A 25,769-nucleotide genomic window follows, 5' to 3' on the forward strand; every position below is an offset into this window, starting at 1 on the left:
AGTAATGGCTCCGAACCAGAGAGTTCGCCTCCGCACACTGCCATGCCGGCAGACATGGAAGCCATCAACCTGCTCACCATTGTCAGGGACGACCTGGCCGGGAACATCCTTCCGCTGGACATCACCGGAGCTAGCCTGGAACGGGAAGCAGCACGCAGCGCTGTACAGCAACTCGATGACTACATCCTGCCGCGCTACCGCGCCCTGGACGCGCCATTGCTCGCAGTGGTCGGAGGCTCTACGGGTGCGGGGAAATCCACTCTGGTCAACGCACTGATCGGCCACCCGGTGACCCGTGCCGGAGCTATCCGGCCCACCACCCGCCAACCCATCTTGCTTCACCACGAACTGGACAGGGCTTGGCTGGAAAACGACCGTATCCTCCCGGAACTGCGCCGCATCACCGGAACCGCCATCGGGGCAAACCAACAGCTTCGGGCAAACCGGGTCGGTGCGACACCCGACGCGGCGGTGACCGGGTCCATCATCCTGCTCCAAGACGACGCGGTCCCGCGCGGCATCGCGATCCTCGATGCCCCGGACATCGACTCGATCTCCGATGAAAACAGGCGCCTTGCCGGGCAGCTCCTCGCCGCCGCGGACCTGTGGATCTTTGTCACCACCGCGAACAGGTACGCCGACGCCGTCCCGTGGAGACTGTTGACCGAAGCGGCCGGCCGGAACATCACACTGGCGGTGGTCCTGGACCGGGTGCCCGCAGGAGCCGAAGTTGAGATCGCCAACGACCTGCGAGGCATGCTGCAACGTGAAGGACTCTCTCACGCCGAGCTGTTCATTATCCCGGAACTCGACCTCGATGAATTGGACATGCTGCCCGCCAGCACCGTGGATCCGCTGAAATCTTGGCTGGGAGCGTTGGCAGACAACAGTGAATCACGGGCCGCCATAGCCCGCCAGACCCTCGCAGGTGCACTTGGCAGGCTGGCCGGACGCGGGGAGAGCATATCGATGGCCATGGGCGAGCAGTGCGCCCAAGGACGCAGGCTGGCACAGTATGCGCAGGACGCCTTCGAAGACGCCCACGCCGGAATCCTGACCAGCGTGCAAGACGGAACCCTGTTGCGCGGCGAGGTCTTGGCTCGCTGGCAGGACTTCGTGGGAACCGGCGAGTTCTTCCGGTCACTGGAATCCGGGATCGGTAGGCTCAGGGACAGGATCGGCGCTTTCTTCACCGGAAAACCCAAGCCGGTTGAGCATGTCGAAGCCGCCATTGAAAGCGGCTTGCATGCCGTCGTCGTGGCCGAAGCCGCGAAAGCCAGCGAAGCCACCGAGGCGCGGTGGCGCGCGGACCCGGCAGGGGCCGCCCTGGCCGGCAACGCCAACCTGGGTACTCTCTCAGAGGGGTTCTCCGAGCGGGTCGCCGAACAGGTTCGTGCCTGGCAGGGGGATTTGATGGAAATCATTCGCACCGAGGGAGCCAACAAACGCATGACTGCACGGATGGTTTCCTTTGGAGTCAACGGTGTTGCCGTTGCACTCATGGTTGTTGTCTTTGCTTCCACCGCAGGATTGACGGGGTTGGAAGTCGGCATTGCCGGCGGCTCTGCGGTTGTCGGGCAGAAACTACTGGAGGCCATCTTCGGGGAAGACGCAGTGCGTCGGCTTACCAAACGAGCGAAGGACTCCCTGGCAACCCGTTGCACGGATCTGTTGGAACAAGAGAAGCAACGATTCCTTTCCCTCCTTGAAGGCATCCCCACGTCTGTTGAGGCCAAGACCATGAAACAGAATTCGGCTGCAATACGCCGACTGGCCAGGGAGCAAGGTGCATGAGCCGCCGCCGACAAGCAACCACCGCCAGCCCGCTTGAACTGAGGCTCGAAGCGCTCAAGGAAGCCACCGAGCTAGGTGCCGCTCGTATCGATGCAAGCCTCTGCGATGTTTCATGGCAGGTCCTTGAACGTGCCTCCACCCGCCGGACCCTTTCGGCCGAGCATACGGTCGTCGGATTCTTTGGGGCTACAGGCAGTGGCAAGTCTTCCTTGTTCAATGCGGTGGCAGGGCAGGATCTGGCGCGGACAGCGGCGATCCGACCCACCACCAACCAGCCGTTGGCGGGAATCTGGGGTCGGGACGGGGCCGATCCATTGCTTGACTGGCTGGGAGTCCAGGAACGGCATACCCTTGACTCGCCATTGCGCCTGGAAAAAAAGGGATTCTTTGGATCAGAAAAAGAAGCGAACGGCCTGATCCTGCTGGATCTCCCCGATTTCGACTCCACCATGGCTGCCAACCGTGAGATAGCCACCAAGCTTGCCGGCCAGGTGGACGTCTTGATCTGGGTCCTTGATCCGCAAAAATACGCTGACGCCGCTGTCCACCATGATTTCATCAGGCCATTGGCTACCCATGGCTCGGTCACCCTGGTGGTGCTGAACCAGATCGACAAGCTCAGGGACGAAGAACGCGGACCGGTCATGGAGTCGCTGCAATCCATACTCCTGGCTGACGGCTTGGAAAACCCGAAACTGCTCGGTGTATCGGCGCTGACCGGTGAAGGTGTGGACAATTTGGCGCGGGAGATCGCCCGTGTGGTGACCGAACGTGGCGCCACCACACGAAGGCTGACCGCCGACGTGGCAAGCGTGGCCGAACGCATGGGCGAAGGATCCACCCTTGAGGAACTGAAACTTCCGGGTCAAATCGCAACCAAGACGCTCACCGGTGAGCTTGCAAGCGCAGCAGGAGTCGATACGGTCGTTGGGGCAGTGCGTCGTTCCTACAGGCTCGACGCCCACAAAAAAACCGGCTGGCCGCTGACGCGCTGGCTGGCCAAGGTACGTCCGGATCCACTTCGCCGGCTGAACCTCAAGAGCCAAGACGTGAATCCGAGGTTGAACCGCACCTCCCTCCCGGCTCCCGGCGCAGCCCAAAAGGCCCAAGCGGACTCCGCTGTTCGGCACTTTGCCGCAGAAGCCAGCGAAGGTGCACCCGAAGCTTGGCAGGGTGCCATCAGACGTGCGGCTCGAGCAGGGGGGGACACCCTGCCCGATGAATTGGACCAGGCCATCGCCAACACCGACATCGGAGCCCGAAAGGGAGCCTGGTGGTGGCCGGTGGTTTCTCTCATCCAATGGATTTCGCTGGTCACGGCACTGGCGGGTGCCCTGTGGCTGGGCGCCTTGTTTGCTGCCCAGTACTTCCAGTTCACGGTTCCCGAGGCGCCCAAGGTGGAGGGCTTCCCGGTTCCGACCCTGATGGTGTTCATCGGCATATTGCTGGGTATCGTCTTGGGTCTTGCTACTGGGCTCGTTGCCCGCATCGGTTCCGCGGGCAGGGCCCGCAAGGCCAGGAAAGCACTCCACGCAGCCGTGGGCGCCGTCGCAATCCGTTCCGTCGTTGAACCGGTAAACGCCGAACTCACACGACACAACCTCTTCATTGGAGCCTTGGCACGTGCCGGAAAATAACGTCTTGACCGTCGGGAAGCTGGGCGAAAGCGGCTTGCTCTCACGCATCCTTCCGCGTCTTCGCGGTGCGAAGCCCCTGCTTGGACCGGGGGACGATGCTGCGCTGATTGCCGCACCGGGCGGCAAGTTCGTTTTCACCGTGGACACCTTGGTTGAAAACCAGGACTTCAGGTTGTACTGGCCCAGCGGGTTTGAAACCAGTGGCTTCGATGTCGGTTGGAAATCGGCGGCCCAAAACCTTTCCGACGTCAACGCAATGGGTGCCATCGCCACCTCTGCAGTGATTTCCTTGACGCTGCCGCACCAAACCCCGGTGTCGTGGGTTGAAGACCTTGCCGAGGGGTTCAGCGCCGCGATGCGGGAACTCGGGGCTAGCTATTGCGCCATTGGCGGGGGAGACCTGGGCCAAGGATCCGAACTCTCGATCACCGCAGCACTGACGGGGAGCTTGGCAACCGATAGGCCAATCCTGCGTAGCGGTGCAAAACCCGGGGACGTGGTGGCCGTATGCGGTGTGCTCGGTATGGCCGCAGCAGGGTTGGCCTTGCTTGATTCCCCGGTTTCCCATTTGGAATGGTCCGAGGCGGACCGGGTTCTGGTGTTTGGGCAACGGTGCCCGTCCCCGCCCTTGGATTCCGGGCCCGAAGCAGCCAGGGCAGGTGCCACTGCCATGATGGATCTGTCTGACGGGTTGCTCAAGGACGGACTCCGAATGGCCGTGGCCAGTGGAGTTGGCATCAACTTCCAGACAAACACCCTCGCGGATGACCTGCAGAAATTGCTCTCCGCAGCGCAACGCCTGGGCATCGATCCCCTGGACTGGGTCCTGGGCGGAGGCGAGGACCACGGACTGCTGGCAACCTTTTCCAGCGCCGAAGCCCTGCCGGATGGATTCCGGGCGGTAGGCACTGTCCTGGAAGCCGACGATGGTTCAGGGGACCGGAAGGTCCTAGTGGATGGGGAGGCCCCGGTATCCGCGCAGGGATTCGACCATTTCGGTGGCTGACTCAATCCCCGGTCTTGCGCAAGGCTTCGCTCAGCGCGTTGGCCGTTTGCACCACGACTTCCTGGTGTGTCCGGCCCGGCTGGCGTGACAAACGTTCTATCGGTCCGGACATGGACACCGCAGCGATCACACGACCCGAAGGCCCGCGTACTGGAGCGGAGACCGAAGCAACGCCCGGTTCGCGTTCGCCCAAAGACTGGGCCCAGCCACGCCTTCTGACTCCCGCAAGGATCGTCGGGGTGAACCTTGCACCGTGCAGGCCGTCAAGGAGACGCTCGTGGTCTTCCCAGGCGAGCAGCACCTGTGCTGCAGAACCGGCCTTCATGGACAGCTGGGTTCCCACGGGTATGGTGTCACGCAAGCCAACCGGCCGTTCCGCGGAGGCGACGCATACGCGGTAGGCGCCTTGCCGGCGGAACACCTGGGTGCTTTCACCGGTGGTGTCGCGCAACTGGAGAAGCAAAGGTCCGGCAGCGGCTATCAGGCGGTCCTCGCCCGCGGCGGAAGCCAGCTCCACCAAGCGCCCGCCCAAGACGAACCTACCGTGGATGTCCTTGCCGACCAGACGGTGGTGCACCAGGGCTTGGGCCAAGCGGTGCACGGTGGGCCGCGAGATCTTGGTCAGCGCGACCAGTTGGGCCAAGGAAGTGGGCCCCGCCTCGAGTGCGTTGAGGATAAGGGCCGCTTTGTCGATGACGCCCACGCCACTTGAATTGTCCATAGTATGATATTGCAGTCTCACCATTTGAGATGCAAGTCGGTGCACTGGATATTACGGGTGTAGCGGTGGAACAGTTGGAACATAGGATTTTTATCAAGTGAGGGAGTCGGTCATGGCCGCACACCAGGCAGCACAGACGCTGGCAGAAAAAGTATGGAACGCACACGTGGTGCGCAAGGGCGAGGGGGCTGGCGCGGCGCGCCAGCCCGACCTGATCTATATCGACCTCCACCTGGTTCACGAGGTGACTTCCCCGCAGGCCTTTGAGGGCCTACGGCTGGCCGGGCGCCCACTGCGCCGAGCGGATTTGACGATCGCCACCGAGGACCACAACACCCCGACGCTGGACATCGACAAGCCGATCGCCGACTTGACCAGCCGCACGCAGATCATGACACTGCGCAAGAACTGCGAAGAGTTCGGCGTCCGCCTGCACTCGCTCGGCGACAAGGAACAAGGCATCGTCCACGTGGTCGGGCCCCAGCTTGGGTTGACCCAGCCGGGCATGACCGTTGTCTGCGGTGATTCGCACACCTCCACCCACGGAGCCTTCGGTGCCCTGGCCTTCGGCATCGGCACCTCAGAGGTCGAACACGTCATGGCAACCCAGTCACTGTCCTTGAAGCCATTCAAGACCATGGCCATCAACGTCGAGGGAACATTGAAGCCGGGCGTGACATCCAAGGACATCATCCTGGCGGTCATTGCCAAGATCGGCACCGGTGGCGGGCAGGGCTACGTCCTTGAGTACCGTGGTTCCGCCATACGCTCTCTGTCCATGGATGCCCGGATGACCATCTGCAACATGTCGATCGAAGCCGGCGCCCGCGCCGGAATGATTGCCCCGGATGCCACCACCTACGAATACATCCAGGGGCGCCCACACGCACCGACGGGCGCCGACTGGGACGCAGCGCTCACCGATTGGGACACCCTGGCAACCGACGAGGGCGCGAGCTTTGATGCCGAGGTGTTCCTGGATGCCGACACCCTGGAGCCCTTCGTGACCTGGGGAACCAACCCGGGCCAAGGCGTTTCGCTCTCCGGCTCGGTGCCTGCACCGGAAGACTTCGAGGACGAGAACGCACGGGCCGCCTGCGAACGCGCCTTGGCGTACATGGACCTGAAAGCCGGAACACCCATGAAAGAGATCCGTGTCGACACGGTATTTTTGGGATCCTGCACCAACAGCCGCATGGAAGATCTCCGCGCGGCAGCCGCCATCATCGAGGGCCAGGTCAAGGACCCAGATATCCGCATGATCGTGGTGCCCGGTTCCGCGCGCGTCCGCCTCGAAGCCGAAGCCGCAGGCCTGGACAAGATCTTCAAGGAGTTCGGAGCCGAATGGCGCTTCGCCGGATGCTCCATGTGCCTGGGGATGAACCCGGACCAGCTCGCCGAGGGCGAGCGTTGCGCTTCGACCTCCAACCGCAACTTCGAGGGGCGCCAAGGCAAGGGCGGACGCACCCACTTGGTCTCCCCGATCGTGGCCGCCGCGACGGCCATCCGCGGAACTCTGTCTTCGCCATCCGATCTCGATGCCCTGTCCTCGTCCGCCAAAGTAGCCTAAGGATTCATCATGGAGAAAGTCAGCACGCATACCGGAATCGGCGTCCCGCTGCGCCAAAGCAATGTGGACACCGACCAGATCATCCCGGCCGTCTACCTCAAGCGCATCACGCGCACCGGGTTCGAGGACGCACTCTTCGCAGGGTGGCGCAAGGATGAGTCCTTTATCCTGAACCAAGAACCGTTCTCCCAGGGATCGGTGCTTGTAGCTGGACGCGACTTCGGCACCGGATCCTCTCGCGAGCACGCCGTGTGGGCACTGAAGGACTTCGGCTTCAGGGCCGTGATTTCCTCACGCTTTGCCGATATCTTCAGGGGCAACTCGGGCAAGCAGGGTTTAGTTGCCGCTCAGGTGGCGCAGAGCGACGTGGAGTTGATTTGGAAGGAAATCGAGAACAATCCGGGGACCGAAATCACGGTGGACCTCGAGGCGCGAACGGTCACTTGCGGATCGATCATCGCCCCGTTTGAGATCGATGACTACACGCGGTGGCGTCTGATGGAAGGCCTCGACGATATCGGCCTTACCCTCCAGCACGAGGACGAAATCACCGTGTTCGAATCCCAGCGCCCGGCGTTCAAGCCACTAACGCTCCCGGCGCGTCTTTCCTAAGCCTCAGCCGAACGCTTAACCGCCATCACGGACCCCTCGATCGTCACTGATCATCGACGGGATGAGGATAAAACGGCGGCTGTTCGGGCTCTGGAAGCGACCAGCGTTACATCATCCATTCAGCCTCCGGCACTGCCGGGGGCTGTATGCTTGCTTAGTCTTACCTTCGGTTTCGAAGGCCTAACAATCTTGGTGAGGTACTTAAGTTCATGGGGAAAGTCCTAACGATTCACGGCGGCGTGCCACTCAAAGGCAAGGTAACAGTTCGGGGTGCCAAGAATCTGGTCCCCAAGGCCATGGTTGCTGCCCTCTTGGGCGACTGTCCCTCTGTCTTGCGCAACGTCCCGGAAATCAAAGACGTTGCCGTTGTCACCAGCCTCTTGAAGATCCACGGTGTTACCGTCACCAAGGACGAGGCCACCGGGGATCTGACAATGGATCCCAGTGGCACCAAGACAGCCACCAGCAATGAGATTGACACCCATGCCGGTGACTCCCGTATCCCGATCCTCTTTTGTGGCCCCCTGCTTCACAGCCTGGGTGAGGCCTTGATCCCCAACCTCGGTGGATGCAAGATTGGTGACCGTCCCATCGACTTCCACCTCGATGTGCTGCGCCACTTCGGCGCCGAGATCGACAAGGCCGGCCCGTTCGGCACCACTATCCGTGCGCCGCACGGCCTGACCGGCGCGAAGATATCCCTGCCGTACCCGAGCGTCGGTGCCACCGAACAGGTGTTGCTGACCGCCGTGCGTGCCAAGGGCACCACCGAGCTGGAAAATGCGGCCGTTGAACCCGAGATCCTCGACCTGATTTCCCTGCTTCAAAAAATGGGTGCCCTCATCACGGTCGGCCGTGATCGTGTCATTCGCGTCACCGGGGTCGAAAAACTTAAGGGTTATAACCATAAGGCGCTGCCGGATCGCAACGAAGCCGCTTCTTGGGCATCGGCGGCTCTGGTCACCAAGGGAGACATCTTCGTTGAGGGGGCCATACAGCGCAATCTCACGTCCTTCTTGCACACTTACCGTCAGATCGGTGGGGAGTTCGAGGTCACCGATGACGGTATTCGATTCTTCCACCCCGGGGGCGAACTGAAGCCCTTGATCTTGGAAACCGACGTCCACCCCGGCTTCATGACCGACTGGCAGCAGCCCCTGGTCGTGGCGCTGACCCAGGCCAGCGGTGTATCCATCATCCACGAAACCGTGTATGAGAACCGTTTCGGTTTCACCACGGCGTTGGTGGAGATGGGTGCTAGGGTTCAGCTGCACAGCGAATGCCTCGGAGCAATCCCGTGCCGCTTCGGCCAGCGGAACTTCAAGCACTCTGCAGTGATCACCGGGCCGACTCCGTTGACCGGCGCGGACATTGACATCCCCGACCTGCGCGGCGGGTTCTCGCACCTGATTGCGGCCCTGGCCGCGGAGGGGACCAGCCACGTGACCGGTATCGAGCTGATCAACCGGGGCTACGAAAAGTTCATGGAGAAGCTCACCGGCTTGGGTGCGCGCGTCGAGATGAATGAACTGGCCTCATCCTTATAGGCTGACTTGCATGAAAGAATCCCGCGGTACAAAAACCGCGTTTGCCATTGCTGCCGGAATCGTTCGGCCGGTCCTGAACCTGATGATCGGTCGAACGTGGCGGGATTTCGAAAAACTGCCCAGCGGCGGCTTTATCCTGTGCCCCAACCACGTGACGGAAATCGACCCCCTGGTAGTTGGCCATGCGATCTACAGTTCCAAACGCTACCCCCGCTACCTGACCAAGGAATCCTTGTTCAAGGTTCCGGTGCTGGGAACCATCCTGCGCAACACCGGACAGGTTCCGGTTGCGAGATCGTCCACCGGCGCCTCGCAGTCGCTGAAGGCCGCCCGTGAGGTTCTTGACGCCAACGGTGTCATCATCATTTACCCCGAGGGCACGCTGACACGCGATCCCGAGCTGTGGCCCATGCGCGGTCACACAGGTGCGGCGCGCCTTGCCCTGCAAACAGGGGCACCGGTGATCCCTATGGCCCACTGGGGCGCCCAGGAGCTGTTCCCGCGCTACGCCAAGGGCATCGAGCTCTTTCCCCGCAAACGGGTAACCGTCGTCGCCGGCGATCCCGTTGACCTTGATGACCTGCGGGGCGTGCCGTTGACACGTAAGGTGCTCCTTGAAGCGACCGAGCGGATCATGCGCGCCATCCTGAAGGATGTCGCCGAATTGCGCGGCCAGACCGCTCCCGAGATTTTGTGGGACCCGGCGGACCACGGCCAAGCGACCAAGGGACGCAACTACGACGGAGGGTCACCCACTAATGGCAAGAAGGACAAATAGATGAGACCCGCACCAGGGAAAATTGCTGTGATGGGCGCCGGAAGCTGGGGAACCACCTTCGCCAAGGTGCTGGCCGATTCCGGAGCCGAGGCGGGCACCGAGATCATGATCTGGGCGCGCCGGGACGAAGTCGCGGTCGAGATCAACACCAAACACACCAACTCCCGCTACCTGAGGGAAACGGTGCTTCCTTCCAATATCACGTGCTCCTCCAGCGCTGCGGAGGTTCTCGCCGGTGCCGACCTGGTGGTTCTGGCCGTACCAGCCCAGAGCGTGCGTGGGCAGCTATCGTCATTCAAAGACTCACTCGAGCCAAATTCTGTTCTCATGTCCCTGATGAAGGGCCTCGAGCGGGATACCGATGCACGGATGAGCGAAGTGATTGCCGCAGAAGTTGATATTTCCCCTGACCGGATCGCCGTGCTTTCCGGGCCCAACCTGGCCATGGAGATTGCCAGGAAGCAGCCCACTGCATCCGTAGTGGCCTGTTCCGACCTCGACACAGCCACATGGATCGCTTCACTATGCTCGACCGACTACTTTCGCCCCTATACCAACTCGGACATCATCGGTGTTGAAATAGGTGGAATTGCCAAGAATGTCATTGCCTTGGCCGTGGGTATCTGTGATGGCATGGGAATGGGAGACAACACCAAGTCTTCACTCATCACTAGAGGACTTGCCGAGACCACGCGTCTGGCCTTGGCCCTGGGTGGAAGCTACGAGACCCTCTCCGGACTGGCAGGCCTGGGGGACTTGGTAGCCACCTGTTCCTCTTCGCTCTCACGAAACAACACGGCTGGCCGGTTGCTCGGCCAAGGGCTCTACCTTGATGAGGTCAACGACCGGATGTCACAGACGGCCGAGGGCATCAAATCCGGGCGTGCGGTATTGGATCTGGCAACACGCCACAACGTGGAAGTGCCCATAACAGAGGCCGTGGTCATGGTCCTTGAAGGCACGCTGAGCGTTGAAAACATGGGAGCACGCCTGCTGGGGCGTCAACTAAAGTCTGAAGGTGAATTGACATGAGTCAACGAAATATCCGCAAGCCCCGGGTCATGCTGCTCTTCGGGGGACGCTCATCCGAACACCCGGTCAGTTGCGTGACCGCCGCCGGTGTGCTCGATGCCATTGACCGCGATAAATACGATGTCGTGCCCGTGGGGATCACCCGGGACGGAGCCTGGACCCTCGTGGACCAGGACTTCAGTACGTGGTCGTTGTCCAACAACCAGAAGCCCGAGGTCACAGCCGGTAGCGAGTTCCTGCGTTTGACCGGCGAACCAGGCAGCCACGAACTGCTTGCCTCGGATGCCGCCCATGCCGTGAGGAGCCTGGGAGAGATTGACTTGGTCTTCCCGTTGCTTCATGGCCCCTTTGGCGAGGACGGTTCGCTGCAGGGAATGCTGGAAATGGTGGACGTCCCGTATGTGGGCTCGGGCATTGCCGCAAGCGCCATCGGCATGGACAAGCACTTCATGAAGGTTGTCTTTGAAGCCGCTGGGTTCGAGGTTGGACCCTACGTCGTCATCGGAGACAAGGCGTGGGAACGTGACCAAGAAGCATGTCTGGAGTCGGTGAAGGCCCTGGCCTACCCGCTCTTCGTAAAGCCTGCACGAGCAGGCTCTTCCGTTGGAATCACGCGGGTGGACACCTCCGATGGGTTGGTCGCCGCTATTGTTGAAGCGCGCATCCACGATCCCAAGGTCATCGTTGAAGCCGGCATTGTTGGTCGGGAAATCGAATGCGGTGTCCTTGAGGGACGCGGCTCGTTATCGGCAAGGGCATCGATGCCCGGCGAAATCGTCGTTGACGACGCCGGCCACACCTTTTACGACTTTGACGCCAAGTACGTCAACGGAGCTGCCGCCCAGCTCAGCTGCCCTGCGTCCCTGGACAGTGAAGCCACCGCGGAAGTACGTCGCCTGGCTGCGGAGGCCTTTGACGCGGTGAACGCCGAAGGCCTCTCAAGGGTCGACTTCTTCTACACCCCCGAGGGCAAATGGATCATCAATGAGATCAACACCATGCCCGGATTCACGCCTTCAAGCATGTACCCGCACATGTGGTCCAAGACGGGTGTTGATTACGGTGAACTCATCGACGAACTGATCCACTTGGGCCTGAACCGCAAGACCGGCCTGCGCTAGGCACCACTGCCTTCACTCGAGCGGCATCTCACGGTGAGGTGCCGCTCGTTTGCTGCTGATCATTGCCGCTAAGGCACATCCACGCTTTTGCTGACATCCGTGCAGGTGCGCTCGGCAGGGATCTTGGAAGCTGCCGATGACAGCGTGGCCAGGACCGTGCTTGAGGGAATCACATTGGGATCAAACACCAGTTCCGTGGCGGGGACCCTGCCGTAGGTCGTGAGCGTCCAGACTTCCTTGCCTTCCTTGGCCAACCAATCGACGCCATTGACGCTGACGCAGGGGTCGGTGGATGGCGGCGGGGACGTGACGCCGCAGCGCAGCACCAGCTGCGCGGGGTCGCCCCAGACGGCAGTGGCCTGGCTGTTGGTTTGACGCTTTTTCTGGTCTGAGATCTCCGGGGGAAGCAACACCATCATTTCGGCACACAACGGATTTCCTGCATCGTCGGCTGCTTGGACGTTGGCGATCGAAGCGCAGCCGGAAAGGACCAGGGCGCCTGCGATCGAAGCAACGGCTACGACGGCGAAACGAGCTTTATGGCGCTTTTTGGGTGGAGCTTGTCTGGGAGGCAGCTGTGAGTTCGGGGAATCTGGGCTACTAAAAATCAATCTGGGCACTTAAAGAGCTTACCCGTCGTAGGACATGACTAGTATGAAGTGAGTATTTGCTTGAGAGGCATGGATGACACATTTGAACGGGTCCTTCGAGGACACAGACTACGAATCACCAAAGAAGAAGAAACGCACTGGACTGATGATCCTCTTGGGGGCATTGTCACTGGTCCTGATTGCGTTGCTCGTAGCCGGAGGATACCTGTTTTCGCTCGCGCGCAGTTTTGACAACGGAACCACCAAGCTCGAGGGTGCATTCCCCGAGGAATCCTTGCGCCCGGAAAAGCCGGAGGCTGCCAAGGACGCTGTCAACATCCTGCTGTTGGGAAATGACACGCGCGCCACGGATCAAGGTGAAGAGAACTTTGCCTCACTTCCCAATGGCGGTCGCTCGGACACCATGATGGTTGTCCACATCCCCGCGGACAGGGAGGGCGTTTACGTCACCTCGATCATGCGCGATACATGGTTGGACATCCCCGGTCACGGGAAAGCAAAAGTGAATGCGGCCTTCGCCTATGGCGGAGTGGCGCTTGCCGTCCAGACCCTTGAAGGACTCTTGGATACGCGCATCGATCATGTTGCGTCGATTGACTTTGAGGGATTCAAGGGCCTTACCGATGCACTGGGCGGGGTGGAAGTGAACAACCCGATTCCCTTCAAGCAACACCTGAAGAACGGCATCGTTTTCCCCAAGGGCGTCCAAACCCTTGATGGGGAGGAAGCTTTGGCCTTCGTCAGGGAGCGGTACGCGTTCAAGGACGGCGACTACCAGCGCGTGCGCAACCAGCAGCTTTACGTCAAGGCCGTCATGGGAGCCATGATGTCCAAGGAAACCCTGACCGATCCCGGTAAGATCTCCGAAACGGTCAAGGAATTCGCCCCGTTCGTTGCGGTGGATGAGACACTCGATGCAGTCAAGGTAGCCAAGCTGGGCACCTCGATGACAAGCGTTCGTTCCAACGACATGCACTTCTTCACGCTTCCCAACAAGGGAACCGGTCGATCGGGCGACGGACAGTCCATCGTGGTTCCGGACATGAACGTGATTTCCAACTTTGCCGAAGCCTTGAAGAAGGACGAAGTGGGACAATTCGTAGAGAACAACGGTCTCTAAGGATCCAGTGACCACACCCACCATGAACCAGAAAATCCACGCCGATTCCAAGGCCATGTCCAAATGGCTTGAGCGAATGGTCAAGAGCTTGGGAAACCATAGTGATCGCCTCAATGCGATCAATATCTTCCCGGTGGCTGACGGTGACACCGGCAGCAACCTCTACCTGACCGCTCGCAGCGCACACGATGCAGTTTCCAAACTGGAGACCGAGAACATCGGCGAGCTTTTGGCGATGGCATCACGCGCCGCCATGGAATCGGCACGTGGAAACTCTGGAACCTTACTGGGCGTGTTCCTGGCGGGGGTGGCCGAACCGCTCTTCGGCGTGGAGCGATTGACTGCACCGGTTTTGGCCACCGCGCTGGAGAGGGGCAAAGTCAGGGCATGGTCTGCTCTGAGCGAGCCGGTATCCGGAACCATGCTGTCGGTCTTGGATGTCGTCGCAAAGACGGCTCGGGCCACCAACCGGACCAGTGGCCTTGAGCCCGCAAGCAAGGCAGCACTGGTTGAAATGCTTGACGCACTGTGCTTGGCAGCCGAAGCGGCGGTCGTTGCGACGGAAAACGAACTCGGAGCCCTGCACAAGGCACAGATCGTTGACGCCGGGGCAGTGGGCATGCTGATCGTCCTGGACGAGTTGCGCGGCGCCCTGCTCGGGCACATCATCGATCCGGATGAATACTCCCGTCTTCACGGCTACGACATCCAGGACCCCCACATCCACGACGAGGTTTCCAACGAGACAGGCGTCGAAGTCATGTGCACCATCAATCTTGACGCGCTGGGCGCAGCGACCTTGCGAGGGCACCTGGATTCCATCGGAGACTCGGTCATCATGAGCCCGGTGAACTCCACGGAAGATGGCTACCGTTGGAGGGTCCACGTCCATGTGCCCGAGGCCGACACTGCCCTGGACATGATCCGCAGCCTAGGTTCACCAGTGAATGTTACGGTGACCGACCTTTGCACCCATGACGGATGAGAAGGACTTTACAAGCGATACGCCGCTAGAGGCTGTCCTTGGTGCCGCCACCGCACGCAAGGTGGAAACAGCGTTTGGCTATTGCACCGTGGGGCAGATGCTTGGACATTTCCCCCGCCGCTACATGGAAATCGGGGAACTGTCCAAGATCTCGGAGCTTCCGCTGGGGGAGGACGTCACGATCGTTGCCGAGGTGAAATCGGCGAACCAGCGGCGCATGCAGTCCCGCCCCGGCTTCCTGCTCGAAGTCCTTGTCAGCGACGCCCTCGGGCCTGAACAGTCCACCCTGCGCATGACGTTTTTCAATGGCTACGAGGCCAAGCGGGATCTGCAAATCGGTTCCACGGCCATGTTCAGCGGCAAGGTCGGCATGTACCGCAACCACCTGGAGCTAACCCACCCCGAATACTCGCTGCTTGAGACCGCGGAAGAGGCCGACCCGCGACCTATTCCCATTTACCCGGCCACGGCAAAGTTGCCGAACAGGAAAATCCGCGAGGTCATGGAAATAATTCTGGCACGCGTGGGGACAGCAGGGTTTCGCGAGTTCATTCCCGAGGCCATCTTGGCAACCCAGAGAATCCCGCGACGAGCCACGGCTTATGAGAACATCCACAGGCCCCAGACAGTGGGCCAGGGTTATGCTGCACGGAAACGATTTGCGTTCGAGGAAGCTTTCTTGCTTCAGCTGGCCCTTGCCCAGCGAAGGGAACACCGCAGAGCGCTACCGGCAATCGCGCGTCCTGGCACCCAAGGTGGGCTGCTGGCTGCCTTCGATGCCTCGCTGCCTTACACCCTGACCGAGGGACAGGAGCTGGCCGGCAAGGAAATCGCAGAGGACCTCGTCCGCGGACATCCAATGAACCGGCTTCTCCAAGGAGAGGTCGGCTCCGGCAAAACACTCGTCGCACTGAGAGCCATGCTCCAAGTCATTGACTCCGGCGGACAAACCGCTCTCCTTGCACCCACAGAAGTCCTTGCACACCAGCATCACCAATCGATCAGGAAGCTACTGGGCTCCCTCGGGGCCGGAGGCGAATTGGGCTCCGACCCCCGAGCAACCCGCATTGACGTGCTGACCGGCTCAGCCGGTGCCGCTTCACGCAGGAAGGTACTGCTTGGTGCTGCCTCCGGAGAAACCGGGATCCTGGTGGGAACCCACGCATTGCTCTCGGAGGTCGTCTCATTCGTTGACCTGGGGCTTGTGGTCGTTGACGAGCAACACCGTTTCGGAGTTGAGCAGCGAGACACCTTGAGATCCAAGGCAGACACCCCACCCCACATGCTCGTCATGACGGCGACACCGATCCCGCGCACCGTAGCCATGACTGTCTTTGGCGACCTCGAAGTCAGCCTCATGAAAACACTTCCTCCCGGGCGGGCTCCGATTACCACGCACCTCGTGCCCCTTCAAGTACCTGAAATGCAGGAACGACTCTTTGCCCGGATGGCGGAGGAAACCTCAAAAGGCCACCAAGTTTATGTGGTGTGCCCGCGGATCAGTGAAAAGGCGGTCGAGGAAGACACCTTCCTGGTCCCGGCGGACGCCCCCAACGACACCGCGGATGGACAGAACAACCCCAAGCCCGCATCGATGACGGTGGAAAAGATGATGGAACTCCTGACGTCGATGCCCATCTTCGCCGACACCGAGATCCGTTCCCTTCACGGGCGTATGTCGAGTGAGGAAAAGGCTGTTGCCATGAGTGCTTTTGACAGTGGTCGAGCCAGTATTCTGGTATCAACCACGGTGATCGAAGTAGGCGTCGATGTACACAATGCGACGCTGATGGTGATCATTGACGCGGAAAATTTCGGGATATCGCAATTGCATCAACTGCGCGGGCGCATCGGTCGAGGTGGACTGCCGGGAACCTGCCTCATGACCACATGGTTGGATGCCGAGCACCCCTCGGTGACGCGACTGCGGGCTGTGGAATCGACCACCGATGGGTTCCTGTTGGCAGAGTCGGATCTGAACGAACGCCGCGAAGGGGACATCCTGGGAGCCAGCCAATCGGGTTCCCGATCCACCCTCAAGGTCCTGCGCGTGATGAAGGACGCCAAACTTATAGACGGAGCCAGGTCCGCCGCCGAATCCATCGTGGAGGGTAGAGGCGGCCTCGAGGCCCATCCGGGGCTGCAGTCAGCAGTAGAGGAATGGGTGGATGAAGACATGCAAGCATTCCTGGAAAGGGGATAAGGACACCATGACCCGTATCGTGGCCGGCGCAGCCGGAGGCCTACAACTGAAAAGCGTTCCAGGTGATTCAACCAGGCCCACCACCGACAGGGTCAAGGAGGCCCTGTTCTCGCGGCTGGAGAGCTACGACGTGCTCAATGGTTCCAGAGTACTCGACCTTTACGCCGGAGCCGGTTCCCTTGGCCTCGAGGCCGCAAGCCGCGGGGCGCGCGCGGTCATGCTCGTGGAGCTTGCCCCCAAGGCCGTCGCGGTGTGCCAAACCAATGCGGGTCTTCTGAACAAAGCGATGCGCAACGAGCTGGTCTCCGTGCGTCGCGGGTCTGTTGATACGGTGCTTGATTCCTTTGCCCCGGTTCCCGGCGGTAGCGCCGGAAGAAGCTGGGATCTTGTCTTCATGGATCCGCCGTATCCCCTGACAAATGAAGAACTGGCTCGAACCCTTGAGAAGCTGTCTCTGGTTCTCGAATCCGGTGCGACGGTAGTTGTTGAACGCTCCGCCAGATCGGCCGAACCTACCTGGCCCAAAGGACTGGAAAAGTTCGCGGACAAGAAATACGGTGAGACCCGCCTATGGTTTGCCGAACCCATCGAGTTCGGCACCGAATAAGACGGTGCCCGGATGCGGACCCGCCGCACGCAGGAGATCCATCGATGACATGTCGATTTTTGATTGCGTACCGGCCAAAATCATGTTTCCCGGGTACTTCCTAGAGAAGATTTCGGTCGGTGCGCTGGCAATGAGCGTTGTAAACACGCTTGACATGGCGCGGATCTGGGAATCAGCAAAAGCAAACGGAGGATCATCGCCGACGTTCACCAAGACGATCCCCGTTGGGCCCAGGAGTGCGTCCATCTCCGAGTAGAAACCGGATGATGTCAGGTGCTCCGGCGCCCCTGCCCCACTGAAGATGTCCAGGACGATGATGTCGAACTGAGCAACGGCAAGTTGCTCGCTCAGCACGTGGCGCGCGTCTCCAATGATGGTGGTGAGGTTCTTCGGATCGGATACCGGCAGTGCGTCGAGGACAAAGTCGAGCAATTCGCGTTCCAGGTCCACTGCGACCTGGACACTTCCAGGGCGCTTCTTCTCGATGTAGCGGGCCAGGGTCAGTGCCCCTGCCCCGAGATGGAGGACCCTTAACGCGAGGCCCGGTTCGCCATGGATGTCCACGTGGTTGGCGAGCCTGCGAAGGTATTCGTAGAAGATCTCTTCCGGGTGCTCAACATTCACATGGGATTGCTCTGCGCCTCCCAAGGTGAGCACCCATGCGCCCGGGACGAAGGCATCTTTCTCCAATGTGGCATGGGCGCCGAGATTCCCGAGCCAGCGACTTGTCCGTTGCACCATGCTCAGCGACCCAACTTGCTGGTCAACGTCGACAGACGACGGGAGGCCTCGATGAGGAGTTCGGGCTTCTTGCAAAAGGCAAAGCGCATGAGGGTTCGCGTGCGCCGGGCACCTTCCTCATGGCAGAAGACGGACAACGGGATTCCCGCAACTCCTACCGTCTCTGGCATTTGGCGTGCCAGGTCCAGGGCATTGTCGAAACCGAGGGGTGCCACATCGGCGACGATGAAGTAGGCGCCTTGCGGCCTGTAGACGCGCATGCCGGATGCTTCAAGTCCGCCGGCGAGCACTTCGCTGCGCTCTCCAAGATCTCTGGCGAAATCGGTGAAGAAGCGGGCCTCCGAGCCGAGTGTCTGGGCAACAGCTGGCTGGAAGGCGGTACCCGATGAGTAGCTGAGGAATTGCTTGACTGTCCGCACCGCTGCGATGAGGTTGGCAGGGCCCGTCGCCCAGCCAACCTTCCAGCCGGTAAAGGAAAAGGTCTTACCCACAGAAGAGATCGTGATGGTCCGCTCCCACGCACCTGGTAGGCAGGCGATCGGAATATGATCAACTCCAAACGTGAGGTGCTCATAAACCTCGTCGGAGACGATCAAGCAATCATGTCTCTTGGCCAAGGTAACTATTTCGGCCAGTAGCTCCTTGCCAAAAGTCGTCCCCGTGGGGTTGTGCGGGTTGTTCAAGACCACCATGCGCGTGCGCTCGTTGAAGGCACCACGGAGCTCCGTAATGTTCGGCTGGAAATCCGGTGCATTCAACGCCACTGTTTTATGCACGCCACCGGAAAGCCCGATTGCGGCTCCATAGGAGTCGTAGAACGGTTCAAAGGACAACACTTCATCGCCCACGTTCACGAAAGCCAGGATTGCCGCGGCAATGGCCTCCGTGGCCCCAGTGGTGACAACCACTTCGCTCTCAGGATCGACATCGAGTCCGTAGAACCTTTCTTGGTGCTGCGCAATGGCCTTGCGCAACGGGAAGATGCCGGAACCTGGGGCGTACTGATTGAGCCTCCCGGTGACGCCAGCAGCAGCAATGTCCTTGAACATCTGTGGTCCGTCGGTGTCAGGAAATCCTTGGCCCAAGTTGATGGCGTCATGCTGTAGGGCGAGCGCGGTGATTTCCTCGAAAATGGTGACCCCGAGATCGCCTTGGTCGGAGAGCAGATTGGCACCTGCAGCCGTGCGTTGCCACGGAAATTCATATGAAGACATAGCTCCATTATCCCGTCCGAGGCAGAGTGCAGCGCAAAAGGGTCGAAAACGACACGTTCAGTCATGAACCCAAGGGGACTGACGGTGCGTGAAGCCGAGTTGGTAGATTACTTGCTATGCGCCGTGCCGTCTGCCCCGGGTCTTTCGACCCCATCCACAATGGTCATGTTGAGATCATTGCCCGTGCCAGCAACCTCTTCGATGAGGTGATCGTGGCTGTGTCCACCAACTACGCCAAGAAGTACCGGTTCGAATCCGAAGAGCGACTGGAGATGGTCCGAGAAACCATTGGCGGTTTGCGTGGTGTGACCGTCGAACCGATGGGAGATGGCTTGCTTGCGGGCTTCTGCAAGCTTCATGGGGCCGATGCCATCGTCAAGGGGCTTCGCTCCACCGTCGATTACCAGTATGAGACGCCCATGGCGGCCATGAATCGCCATCTCACCGGTGTGGAAACCGTTTTTCTTGCGGCTGACAACCGATACTCGCATCTTTCATCCTCGTTGTTGAAGGAAGTGCAGTCGCTCGGTGGAGACGTGGTTGATTATTTGCCTCGTACCGTGCTTAAAAGGCTAAAAAGAAGCGCGCCATAAGGCCGGAATGTTTCGATGAATGTGTATTCCATGAAGTAATGTCAAGGGCATGACTCAAAATAGGCGTGTGATAAAGGCCGTTATTCCAGCAGCTGGTTTGGGGACCCGTTTCTTGCCGGCGACCAAGGCCATGCCCAAGGAAATGCTTCCTGTAGTTGACCAACCGGCTATCCAGTATGTGGTGGCCGAGGCATCCAAAGCCGGACTCAAGGATGTCCTAATGATCACCGGGCGCAGTAAGCGCGCTCTTGAGGATCACTTCGACAGGGTCCCCTTCATGGAAGCAACCCTTGAAGCAAAGGGCGACATGGAAAAGCTTCGTCGTGTCCAGGAAGCAACGGACCTCGGTGAAATCCACTACATCCGCCAGAAGGACCCCAAGGGTCTTGGCCACGCGGTGCTTTGTGCCAAACAGCACGTTGGTGACGAGGCGTTCGCTGTGCTTCTCGGAGATGACCTTATCGATGAACGTGATGAGTTGCTTTCAATCATGATCGACGTCCAGGAAAAGACCGGCGGATCCGTTATCGCTCTGATGGAAGTTGATCCTTCCCAGATCAGTGCCTACGGATGCGCCGATGTCACCGAGGTGGAGGGCGAGGAATACGTCCGTGTCAACGGCCTAGTGGAAAAGCCGGCCGTTGAGGATGCCCCGTCGAACCTGGCGGTTATTGGACGCTACGTACTGCATCCGCGTGTTTTTGATGTGCTCGAGGAGACCAAGCCGGGCCGTGGCAACGAAATCCAGCTGACCGACGCGTTGGAAACACTTGCTGCAGAAAACGGCGAGGGTAGCGGCGTTCATGCTGTGGTCTTCCGCGGACGTCGATATGACACCGGTGACAAGCTGAGCTACCTCCAAGCGGTTATTTCCTTGGCCTCGGAGCGAGCTGACATTGGACCGGAACTCCTTCCGTGGCTCAAGGATTTTGTGTCCAAGAAGTAATAGGACCTCGGTTTCGGCAAGGCTAACCCAGCATCCTCACAGGCTCGATGGTTAGCCTTGCCTTGTTTGTGCGAAAGTTGTCTACCGAACCAATACCCCGAGTCGTTCAAGACTTCTCGTTCCGGCCTGATGAGGACATTGCTTGACTGACAGTAAAGAATTCGAAAGCGGCTACGTGCCGCGGCGACTGGCCCGACGAAAGAAACGCACTGGTCTGATCGTGCTACTGAGCTGCATCGCTGTGGTCGTCGTGGCCGCAGTCGTCGCAACTACCTACCTCTCCAATCTGGCTCAGACATTCGATTCGAAAACCCAAGCCATCGGTCAAGCGTTTCCTGACGAGGAATTTCGGCCCGTCAAAAACCCGGATGACGGCTCCCTGAATTTTCTGCTTTTGGGTGTCGACCACGGGGCAGACGGCACTGAGACCTCGGACCTGCTTGAAGGGGGAGGTACCGACCAGCGTTCAGACTCCATGATGCTGATGCACATTCCCGAAGATCGGAGCGGCGTCTACGTCATGTCGATCATGCGGGATCTCTACACGGAAATACCCGGCTACAAACCCCAAAAGATTAATGCGACGATGGCCCTTGGTGGCGTGCCTCTTGTTGTCCAGACAATCGAGACAATGTTGGACACCAAGATCGATCATGTGGCCATGATTGACTTTGACGGTTTCCGTGAACTGAGCACTGCACTGGGTGGCGTCAAGGTTCACAACGACTTTGCTTTCACCGCAAATGACACTGACTACTTCTATCCCGTGGGGGACATCAAGCTGAACGGGGATCGTGCTTTGCGGTTCGTGCGCGAGCGTAAGTCCTTCATCGACGGTGACTACCAACGCGTTCGAAACCAACAAAAATTCATCAAGGCGATCACGAACGAGCTGCTATCCAAGGACACTCTGACCAGTCCGTCGAAGATCTTCGAAGTCATTGACAAGGTCTCCCCATTCCTGTCCCTCGACGACGGGTTGGACGCTGCCACTGCAGCAGGGTTGGGGCTGCAGTTGAAAAACGTTCGGGGAAACGACATTGAAATGTTCACGCTGCCAACAGCCGGAACGGGGACATCACCCGATGGCCAATCGATCGTCATTCGGGATGAAAAAGCACTGGCGGATATAGGTAAGGCGCTCAGAACAGATACGTTGAAAACGTACTTGGAAGGCGCGGATCTCGAGAACTGATACGTGATGCGTGGATCACATATGCCCCAGGCAGAGGATGCCACGACGTGTTCGACATGCCTTTCTACTAGACTTCAATAGGTTCGTCCGTGTCTGCAGACGAGAAAACCGTGACCAACGAGGTAACAAGTACTATGACAGCTGCCGAACAAGCGGCGCAGCATGGCCTGATACGGGTAGGTGCACGCCCTAGCTTTGGGTCCTATCTCAAGCAGGCCTGGGCCCGACGGGACTTCGCGTACGAGCTGGCCAAAAGCCGTCTCCAAGCAAGCAACCAGCGCAACCGTCTGGGTATGTTGTGGGTTGTTATCAAGCCGACCATGAACGCGCTGATGTACGGCTTCATATTCGGGATATTGCTCGGTGGCAGCAGAGGGCCCGACTTCCCCTCCTTCGTTGTTATCGGCGTGTTCTTGTTCGAGTTCTTCACGGGTTCGGCCAACTCCGGAGCCAAATCGATCACTGGAAACGTTGCGCTGGTCCAGTCACTCTCCTTCCCTCGAATTACCTTGCCCATAGCGGCCGTGGTTCAGCAGTTTCTCACCCTGGTGCCGATGCTGGTCGTCATGTTTATCTATGTCACGGTCTTGGGAACGACACCTAAGGCAAGCTGGCTGATGATCATTCCCCTGCTGGTTCTATTTTCGATGTTCAACATGGGAGTGGCGCTTGTATGTGCGCGGCTGACAGTGCATGTCCGCGATTTCACTCAAATTCTGCCAGTGATCACACGGGTACTCTTTTTCACCTCCGGTGTTCTCTTCCCTATCGATCGCGTCCTTAACGCTTTCCCGGGGCTGGTGCGGTTATTCGATTTCCACCCCATCTACCAAACATTGCTGCTTGCACGCGGCTCCATCATGGACGGCACCGAGTACCAGTATCCGGGTTTCTATTGGATTGTCTTGTCGGCCTGGGCAGTTGTCATGCTGGTAGGCGGAGCCATCTATTTCTGGGCTGCTGAGGAGCGTTATGGTCGAGTTGACTAGTTTTGATGACCTGATTGATCCGCGGCGTCACGCCAAATTCGAGCCAGAACCGGTCTACGACAAGACTGCCGATACGAACGTCGCTGCGTCGGATCTGCACATTGACGAAACACGTACCCCGGTTGTCATCGTTGATGACCTGCATGTCAAATACCAGGTGTACTCGAGCGGGAAATCGGTTGGCTCAGCCGGTGCCAAGCGTTTGCTGCAACCCTCGATGCGAGGCATTCGTGAGGTCCATGCGGTCAAGGGTGTTTCCTTTGTCGGCTATGAAAACGAATCCATAGGGATCATCGGCTCAAACGGGTCAGGCAAATCCACACTCATGCGCACTATTACAGGTCTGACCACTCCAGCGACGGGTTCTGTTTACGCATCCTCTCGGCCCAACATGCTCGGAGTGGGAGCCGCCTTGATTGCTGATCTGTCGGGGGATAAAAACATCATGCTCGGTGGATTGGCGCTTGGCTACAAGCGTCAGGAAATCACTCAGATGCGCGAGGATATCATCAAGTTTGCGGAACTTGAGGAATTCATCGACCTGCCCATGCGTACCTACAGCTCGGGCATGTCGGCACGGCTCAAGTTCGCAATTGCCGCTTCGAAGCAGCACGACATCCTGATCGTCGATGAGGCTTTGGCCGTCGGGGACGCGCGTTTCCGCAAGAGAAGCGAAGCCAAGATCCGTGAGATCCGTGAGAACGCCGGAACGATTTTCCTGGTATCCCACTCGATGAATTCAATCCTCGATACCTGTAACCGGGCGATCTGGATCGAAAAGGGCGTCCTGATGATGGACGGCGACTCCAAAACGGTAGTTGAAGCCTACAAAAACAAGGATAAACCGAAGGGCAAGGTCAAGAAGTGACCCTGCCACAAGATCTCGCCGTCTCGTATGTCATGCCCGTGCTCAACGAAGCCGACTATCTGCGGTTCGCAGTTTCCAGCGTTCTCGGTCAAGATTACCCGGGTGAGAAGGAAATCGTTCTGGCACTTGGGCCTAGTAGCGACGCGACTGACATCGTTGCCGCACAATTGGCGGCTGAGGATGCCCGCGTCAAACTCGTGCACAACCCCCAAGGTCGCACACCCATCGGTTTGAATCTCGCTATCAAGGTCTCAAAATTTCCCATCGTGATCCGGGTGGATGCGCACAGCGAACTGGCACCAACGTATACTGCCCGCGGGGTGGAAACCTTGTTCCGTGTTGACGCCCACGACGTCGGGGGACTCATGGACGCGCAGGGGAAGAATCCCCTTCAGCGTGCTGTCGCGGCCGCCTACCACTCGCCCTGGGGGCTGGGAGGCGCGGCTTACCACAGCGGTGCCCCGGAAGGTCCTGCCGAATCGGCGTACCTTGGCATCTTTCGCCGTGAGGTCTTCGACGAGGTTGGATACTACGACGAATCGCTGCACAGGGCGCAGGACTGGGAATTGTGCCTACGGATCCGCCAAGCGGGTCACAAGGTGTGGTTCGACCCCGAACTGCAGACCGCGTATTTTCCACGTGATAGGTACAAGGCCTTGGCCGCGCAGTCATATGCCTCGGGAGTCTGGCGTGGGGAGCTTTCCCGTCGTTACCCTGATGGCAAATCGATTCGTCATGACCTGCCACCGTTGATGGTCGTTGGGACCTCATTGGGCGTCATGGCTTGGGTGCTTGACCCATGGCTGACGTCCCAAGCACCGACGGGTATACGGATGGCATTGAACATGTTGAAGTTGGCTCCGGTGGGATATGCCGGTCTTGTCATCTACGCAACGATTACCGGCAAGCGCACCACCTTGAAGGAAAGGTTCCTGATGCTGGGGGTATTCCCGACCATCCACTTTCCTTGGGGGGTGGGTTTCGTCAAGGGCCGTATACGCGGTGCCCAAGGGACGTTGGACAAGGGGCGTGTCAGCTAGTGGCGAGCAAAACCGGTCGATCCGACCGCCCGACCCTGGAGCAGCTGCGCGAGGTCTGCCAACCGCCGGAAGTCCGAGCACGGCGCAACGCAGAGCATTGGACCGCTGAACTCTACCTTCGACACATCTCCATCTACCTCACCGCAGTATTGGTGAGAACCCGCATTAGCGCCAACGGCGTCACCGGACTGATGATCCTTGCCGGATGGCTCATGTCAGTGGCCTTGCTGATCCCCGGGATCTGGGGACCGGCCCTGGCTGTGGTGCTCTCCCAGGTACAGCTCTACTTCGACTGCAGCGACGGTGAAGTGGCGCGTTGGCGTGGCACGCAATCACCGCGCGGCATCTTTATTGACATGGTAGGCCACCACACCACGGAGGCGTTGATCCCGATTGCCCTGGGATACCGCGTCTTCCGTGAACTTCAGTTCCAAGGAACCGACGCTTCCCAAGCATGGCCAACACTGTTCGTCGCGGCCGTCCTATCGGTGCTTCTGGTGCTCAACCGCTCACAGAGCCTCATGGTCCATGCTGCACGCGGCATGGCCGGGCTCGGCAAGCTCCCTGACACCGCCGATGCCCGCGCCGTGGCACAAACCAGCATGGTGGGTCGACTTCGCTCCGCCGCCCGCTTCCTGCCTTTCCACAAAATGTTGCACGCGGTCGAGCTCAGCCTGCTCATCCTGGCGCTTTCGATAGTCTCCACCATCGTCGGCACGCCGGGCATCGCCGAAAAATGGATGATTTGGATTCTTCTTCCTGCGGTTTTCCTGGTGAACATCGGCCATTTCATCTCGACCATGGCATCGTCACGGTTGAGGTGATCCCTTGAAACACTC

24 protein-coding genes are annotated in these 25,769 nt (G+C 59.5%); 20 read left to right on the plus strand and 4 right to left on the minus strand.

Annotated features, from left to right (window positions below; translation table 11 throughout):
- Nucleotides 1–42 precede the first annotated feature (42 nt).
- Genes ABEA12_RS07325 through thiL form a run of 3 tightly spaced genes read left to right on the plus strand, consistent with a single transcriptional unit; the run spans nucleotide 43 to nucleotide 4,437 of the window.
- Nucleotides 43–1,794 (plus strand): dynamin family protein, encoded by a 1,752-nt coding sequence (locus tag ABEA12_RS07325; RefSeq protein ID WP_210102527.1) that lies wholly within the window; start codon nucleotides 43–45, stop codon nucleotides 1,792–1,794.
- On the plus strand, nucleotides 1,791–3,431 hold the full coding sequence (locus tag ABEA12_RS07330; RefSeq protein ID WP_210100587.1) for a GTPase: 1,641 nt from the start codon (nucleotides 1,791–1,793) through the stop codon (nucleotides 3,429–3,431). The genes ABEA12_RS07325 and ABEA12_RS07330 overlap by 4 nt, the downstream gene beginning before the upstream one ends.
- Nucleotides 3,418–4,437 (plus strand): thiamine-phosphate kinase, encoded by a 1,020-nt coding sequence (thiL, locus tag ABEA12_RS07335; RefSeq protein ID WP_210100588.1) that lies wholly within the window; start codon nucleotides 3,418–3,420, stop codon nucleotides 4,435–4,437. The genes ABEA12_RS07330 and thiL overlap by 14 nt, the downstream gene beginning before the upstream one ends.
- Nucleotide 4,438: 1 nt before the next feature.
- Here thiL and ABEA12_RS07340 read toward each other — a convergent pair whose 3' ends face one another.
- Nucleotides 4,439–5,158 carry an IclR family transcriptional regulator gene (locus ABEA12_RS07340; RefSeq protein WP_210100589.1) on the minus strand — a complete coding sequence of 240 codons (720 nt, stop codon included), beginning with the start codon at nucleotides 5,156–5,158 and terminating at the stop codon, nucleotides 4,439–4,441.
- A gap of 112 nt (nucleotides 5,159–5,270) precedes the next feature.
- Between ABEA12_RS07340 and leuC the strand changes: the two genes are divergently transcribed.
- The 6 genes from leuC to ABEA12_RS07370 all read left to right on the plus strand — a co-directional run bounded on the left by leuC (nucleotide 5,271) and on the right by ABEA12_RS07370 (nucleotide 11,818).
- Nucleotides 5,271–6,728, plus strand: a complete 1,458-nt coding sequence (gene leuC, locus ABEA12_RS07345) for a 3-isopropylmalate dehydratase large subunit (protein WP_210100590.1) — start codon at nucleotides 5,271–5,273, stop codon at nucleotides 6,726–6,728.
- Between the two features lie 9 nt (nucleotides 6,729–6,737).
- The gene (gene leuD / locus ABEA12_RS07350) at nucleotides 6,738–7,340 is read left to right on the plus strand and encodes a 3-isopropylmalate dehydratase small subunit (protein ID WP_210100591.1); all 603 of its coding nucleotides are present in this window, start codon (nucleotides 6,738–6,740) and stop codon (nucleotides 7,338–7,340) included.
- Between the two features lie 209 nt (nucleotides 7,341–7,549).
- On the plus strand, nucleotides 7,550–8,887 hold the full coding sequence (gene murA, locus ABEA12_RS07355; RefSeq protein ID WP_210100592.1) for a UDP-N-acetylglucosamine 1-carboxyvinyltransferase: 1,338 nt from the start codon (nucleotides 7,550–7,552) through the stop codon (nucleotides 8,885–8,887).
- Nucleotides 8,888–8,897: 10 nt separating this feature from the next.
- Nucleotides 8,898–9,665 (plus strand): lysophospholipid acyltransferase family protein, encoded by a 768-nt coding sequence (locus tag ABEA12_RS07360; RefSeq protein WP_210100593.1) that lies wholly within the window; start codon nucleotides 8,898–8,900, stop codon nucleotides 9,663–9,665.
- Nucleotides 9,666–10,697, plus strand: coding sequence for an NAD(P)H-dependent glycerol-3-phosphate dehydrogenase (locus tag ABEA12_RS07365; RefSeq protein ID WP_210100594.1), 1,032 nt, complete (start codon nucleotides 9,666–9,668; stop codon nucleotides 10,695–10,697). It abuts the gene before it with no gap.
- Nucleotides 10,694–11,818, plus strand: coding sequence for a D-alanine--D-alanine ligase family protein (locus ABEA12_RS07370; protein ID WP_210100595.1), 1,125 nt, complete (start codon nucleotides 10,694–10,696; stop codon nucleotides 11,816–11,818). The genes ABEA12_RS07365 and ABEA12_RS07370 overlap by 4 nt, the downstream gene beginning before the upstream one ends.
- A 68-nt stretch (nucleotides 11,819–11,886) precedes the next feature.
- On the opposite strand, the gene ABEA12_RS07375 is transcribed toward ABEA12_RS07370, so the two are convergent.
- Nucleotides 11,887–12,438, minus strand: a complete 552-nt coding sequence (locus tag ABEA12_RS07375; RefSeq protein WP_345467285.1) for a DUF3515 family protein — start codon at nucleotides 12,436–12,438, stop codon at nucleotides 11,887–11,889.
- Between the two features lie 64 nt (nucleotides 12,439–12,502).
- Between ABEA12_RS07375 and ABEA12_RS07380 the strand changes: the two genes are divergently transcribed.
- Genes ABEA12_RS07380 through rsmD form a run of 4 tightly spaced genes read left to right on the plus strand, consistent with a single transcriptional unit; the run spans nucleotide 12,503 to nucleotide 17,344 of the window.
- Nucleotides 12,503–13,549, plus strand: a complete 1,047-nt coding sequence (locus ABEA12_RS07380; RefSeq protein WP_210100596.1) for an LCP family protein — start codon at nucleotides 12,503–12,505, stop codon at nucleotides 13,547–13,549.
- A 7-nt stretch (nucleotides 13,550–13,556) separates the two neighbouring features.
- Nucleotides 13,557–14,534 (plus strand): DAK2 domain-containing protein, encoded by a 978-nt coding sequence (locus ABEA12_RS07385; RefSeq protein ID WP_345467287.1) that lies wholly within the window; start codon nucleotides 13,557–13,559, stop codon nucleotides 14,532–14,534.
- Entirely contained in the window at nucleotides 14,524–16,737 is a 2,214-nt protein-coding gene (locus ABEA12_RS07390) for an ATP-dependent DNA helicase RecG (protein ID WP_210100597.1), read from the plus strand. Before ABEA12_RS07385 ends, ABEA12_RS07390 begins: the two co-directional genes overlap by 11 nt.
- Before the next feature lie 7 nt (nucleotides 16,738–16,744).
- A complete protein-coding gene (rsmD, locus tag ABEA12_RS07395; RefSeq protein WP_210100598.1) occupies nucleotides 16,745–17,344 on the plus strand; it encodes a 16S rRNA (guanine(966)-N(2))-methyltransferase RsmD in 600 nt (199 codons plus the stop codon).
- Here rsmD and ABEA12_RS07400 read toward each other — a convergent pair.
- Nucleotides 17,306–18,085: a spermidine synthase gene (locus tag ABEA12_RS07400; protein ID WP_210100599.1), complete on the minus strand. Its 780-nt coding sequence runs from the start codon at nucleotides 18,083–18,085 to the stop codon at nucleotides 17,306–17,308. The two genes, rsmD and ABEA12_RS07400, sit on opposite strands and share 39 nt — an antisense overlap.
- A gap of 2 nt (nucleotides 18,086–18,087) precedes the next feature.
- The gene (locus ABEA12_RS07405; RefSeq protein WP_210100600.1) at nucleotides 18,088–19,299 is read right to left on the minus strand and encodes an aminotransferase class I/II-fold pyridoxal phosphate-dependent enzyme; all 1,212 of its coding nucleotides are present in this window, start codon (nucleotides 19,297–19,299) and stop codon (nucleotides 18,088–18,090) included.
- A gap of 116 nt (nucleotides 19,300–19,415) precedes the next feature.
- Here ABEA12_RS07405 and coaD point away from each other — a divergent pair, with 116 nt between their 5' ends.
- The 7 genes from coaD to ABEA12_RS07440 all read left to right on the plus strand — a co-directional run bounded on the left by coaD (nucleotide 19,416) and on the right by ABEA12_RS07440 (nucleotide 25,754).
- A complete protein-coding gene (coaD, locus tag ABEA12_RS07410; RefSeq protein ID WP_210100601.1) occupies nucleotides 19,416–19,892 on the plus strand; it encodes a pantetheine-phosphate adenylyltransferase in 477 nt (158 codons plus the stop codon).
- A gap of 49 nt (nucleotides 19,893–19,941) precedes the next feature.
- The gene (gene galU, locus ABEA12_RS07415) at nucleotides 19,942–20,838 is read left to right on the plus strand and encodes a UTP--glucose-1-phosphate uridylyltransferase GalU (RefSeq protein ID WP_210100602.1); all 897 of its coding nucleotides are present in this window, start codon (nucleotides 19,942–19,944) and stop codon (nucleotides 20,836–20,838) included.
- Between the two features lie 142 nt (nucleotides 20,839–20,980).
- Nucleotides 20,981–22,033, plus strand: a complete 1,053-nt coding sequence (locus ABEA12_RS07420) for an LCP family protein (protein ID WP_210100603.1) — start codon at nucleotides 20,981–20,983, stop codon at nucleotides 22,031–22,033.
- A gap of 89 nt (nucleotides 22,034–22,122) precedes the next feature.
- The gene (locus ABEA12_RS07425) at nucleotides 22,123–23,022 is read left to right on the plus strand and encodes an ABC transporter permease (RefSeq protein WP_345467296.1); all 900 of its coding nucleotides are present in this window, start codon (nucleotides 22,123–22,125) and stop codon (nucleotides 23,020–23,022) included.
- Entirely contained in the window at nucleotides 23,006–23,890 is an 885-nt protein-coding gene (locus ABEA12_RS07430) for an ABC transporter ATP-binding protein (RefSeq protein ID WP_210100604.1), read from the plus strand. Before ABEA12_RS07425 ends, ABEA12_RS07430 begins: the two co-directional genes overlap by 17 nt.
- On the plus strand, nucleotides 23,887–24,930 hold the full coding sequence (locus tag ABEA12_RS07435; RefSeq protein ID WP_345467299.1) for a glycosyltransferase family 2 protein: 1,044 nt from the start codon (nucleotides 23,887–23,889) through the stop codon (nucleotides 24,928–24,930). Before ABEA12_RS07430 ends, ABEA12_RS07435 begins: the two co-directional genes overlap by 4 nt.
- Nucleotides 24,930–25,754 (plus strand): CDP-alcohol phosphatidyltransferase family protein, encoded by an 825-nt coding sequence (locus tag ABEA12_RS07440; protein ID WP_210100605.1) that lies wholly within the window; start codon nucleotides 24,930–24,932, stop codon nucleotides 25,752–25,754. The genes ABEA12_RS07435 and ABEA12_RS07440 overlap by 1 nt, the downstream gene beginning before the upstream one ends.
- The last annotated feature ends 15 nt before the right edge of the window (nucleotides 25,755–25,769 follow it).

This window comes from Paeniglutamicibacter antarcticus, from assembly GCF_039544305.1.
In the GTDB taxonomy this organism is placed as follows: domain Bacteria; phylum Actinomycetota; class Actinomycetes; order Actinomycetales; family Micrococcaceae; genus Paeniglutamicibacter; species Paeniglutamicibacter antarcticus_C.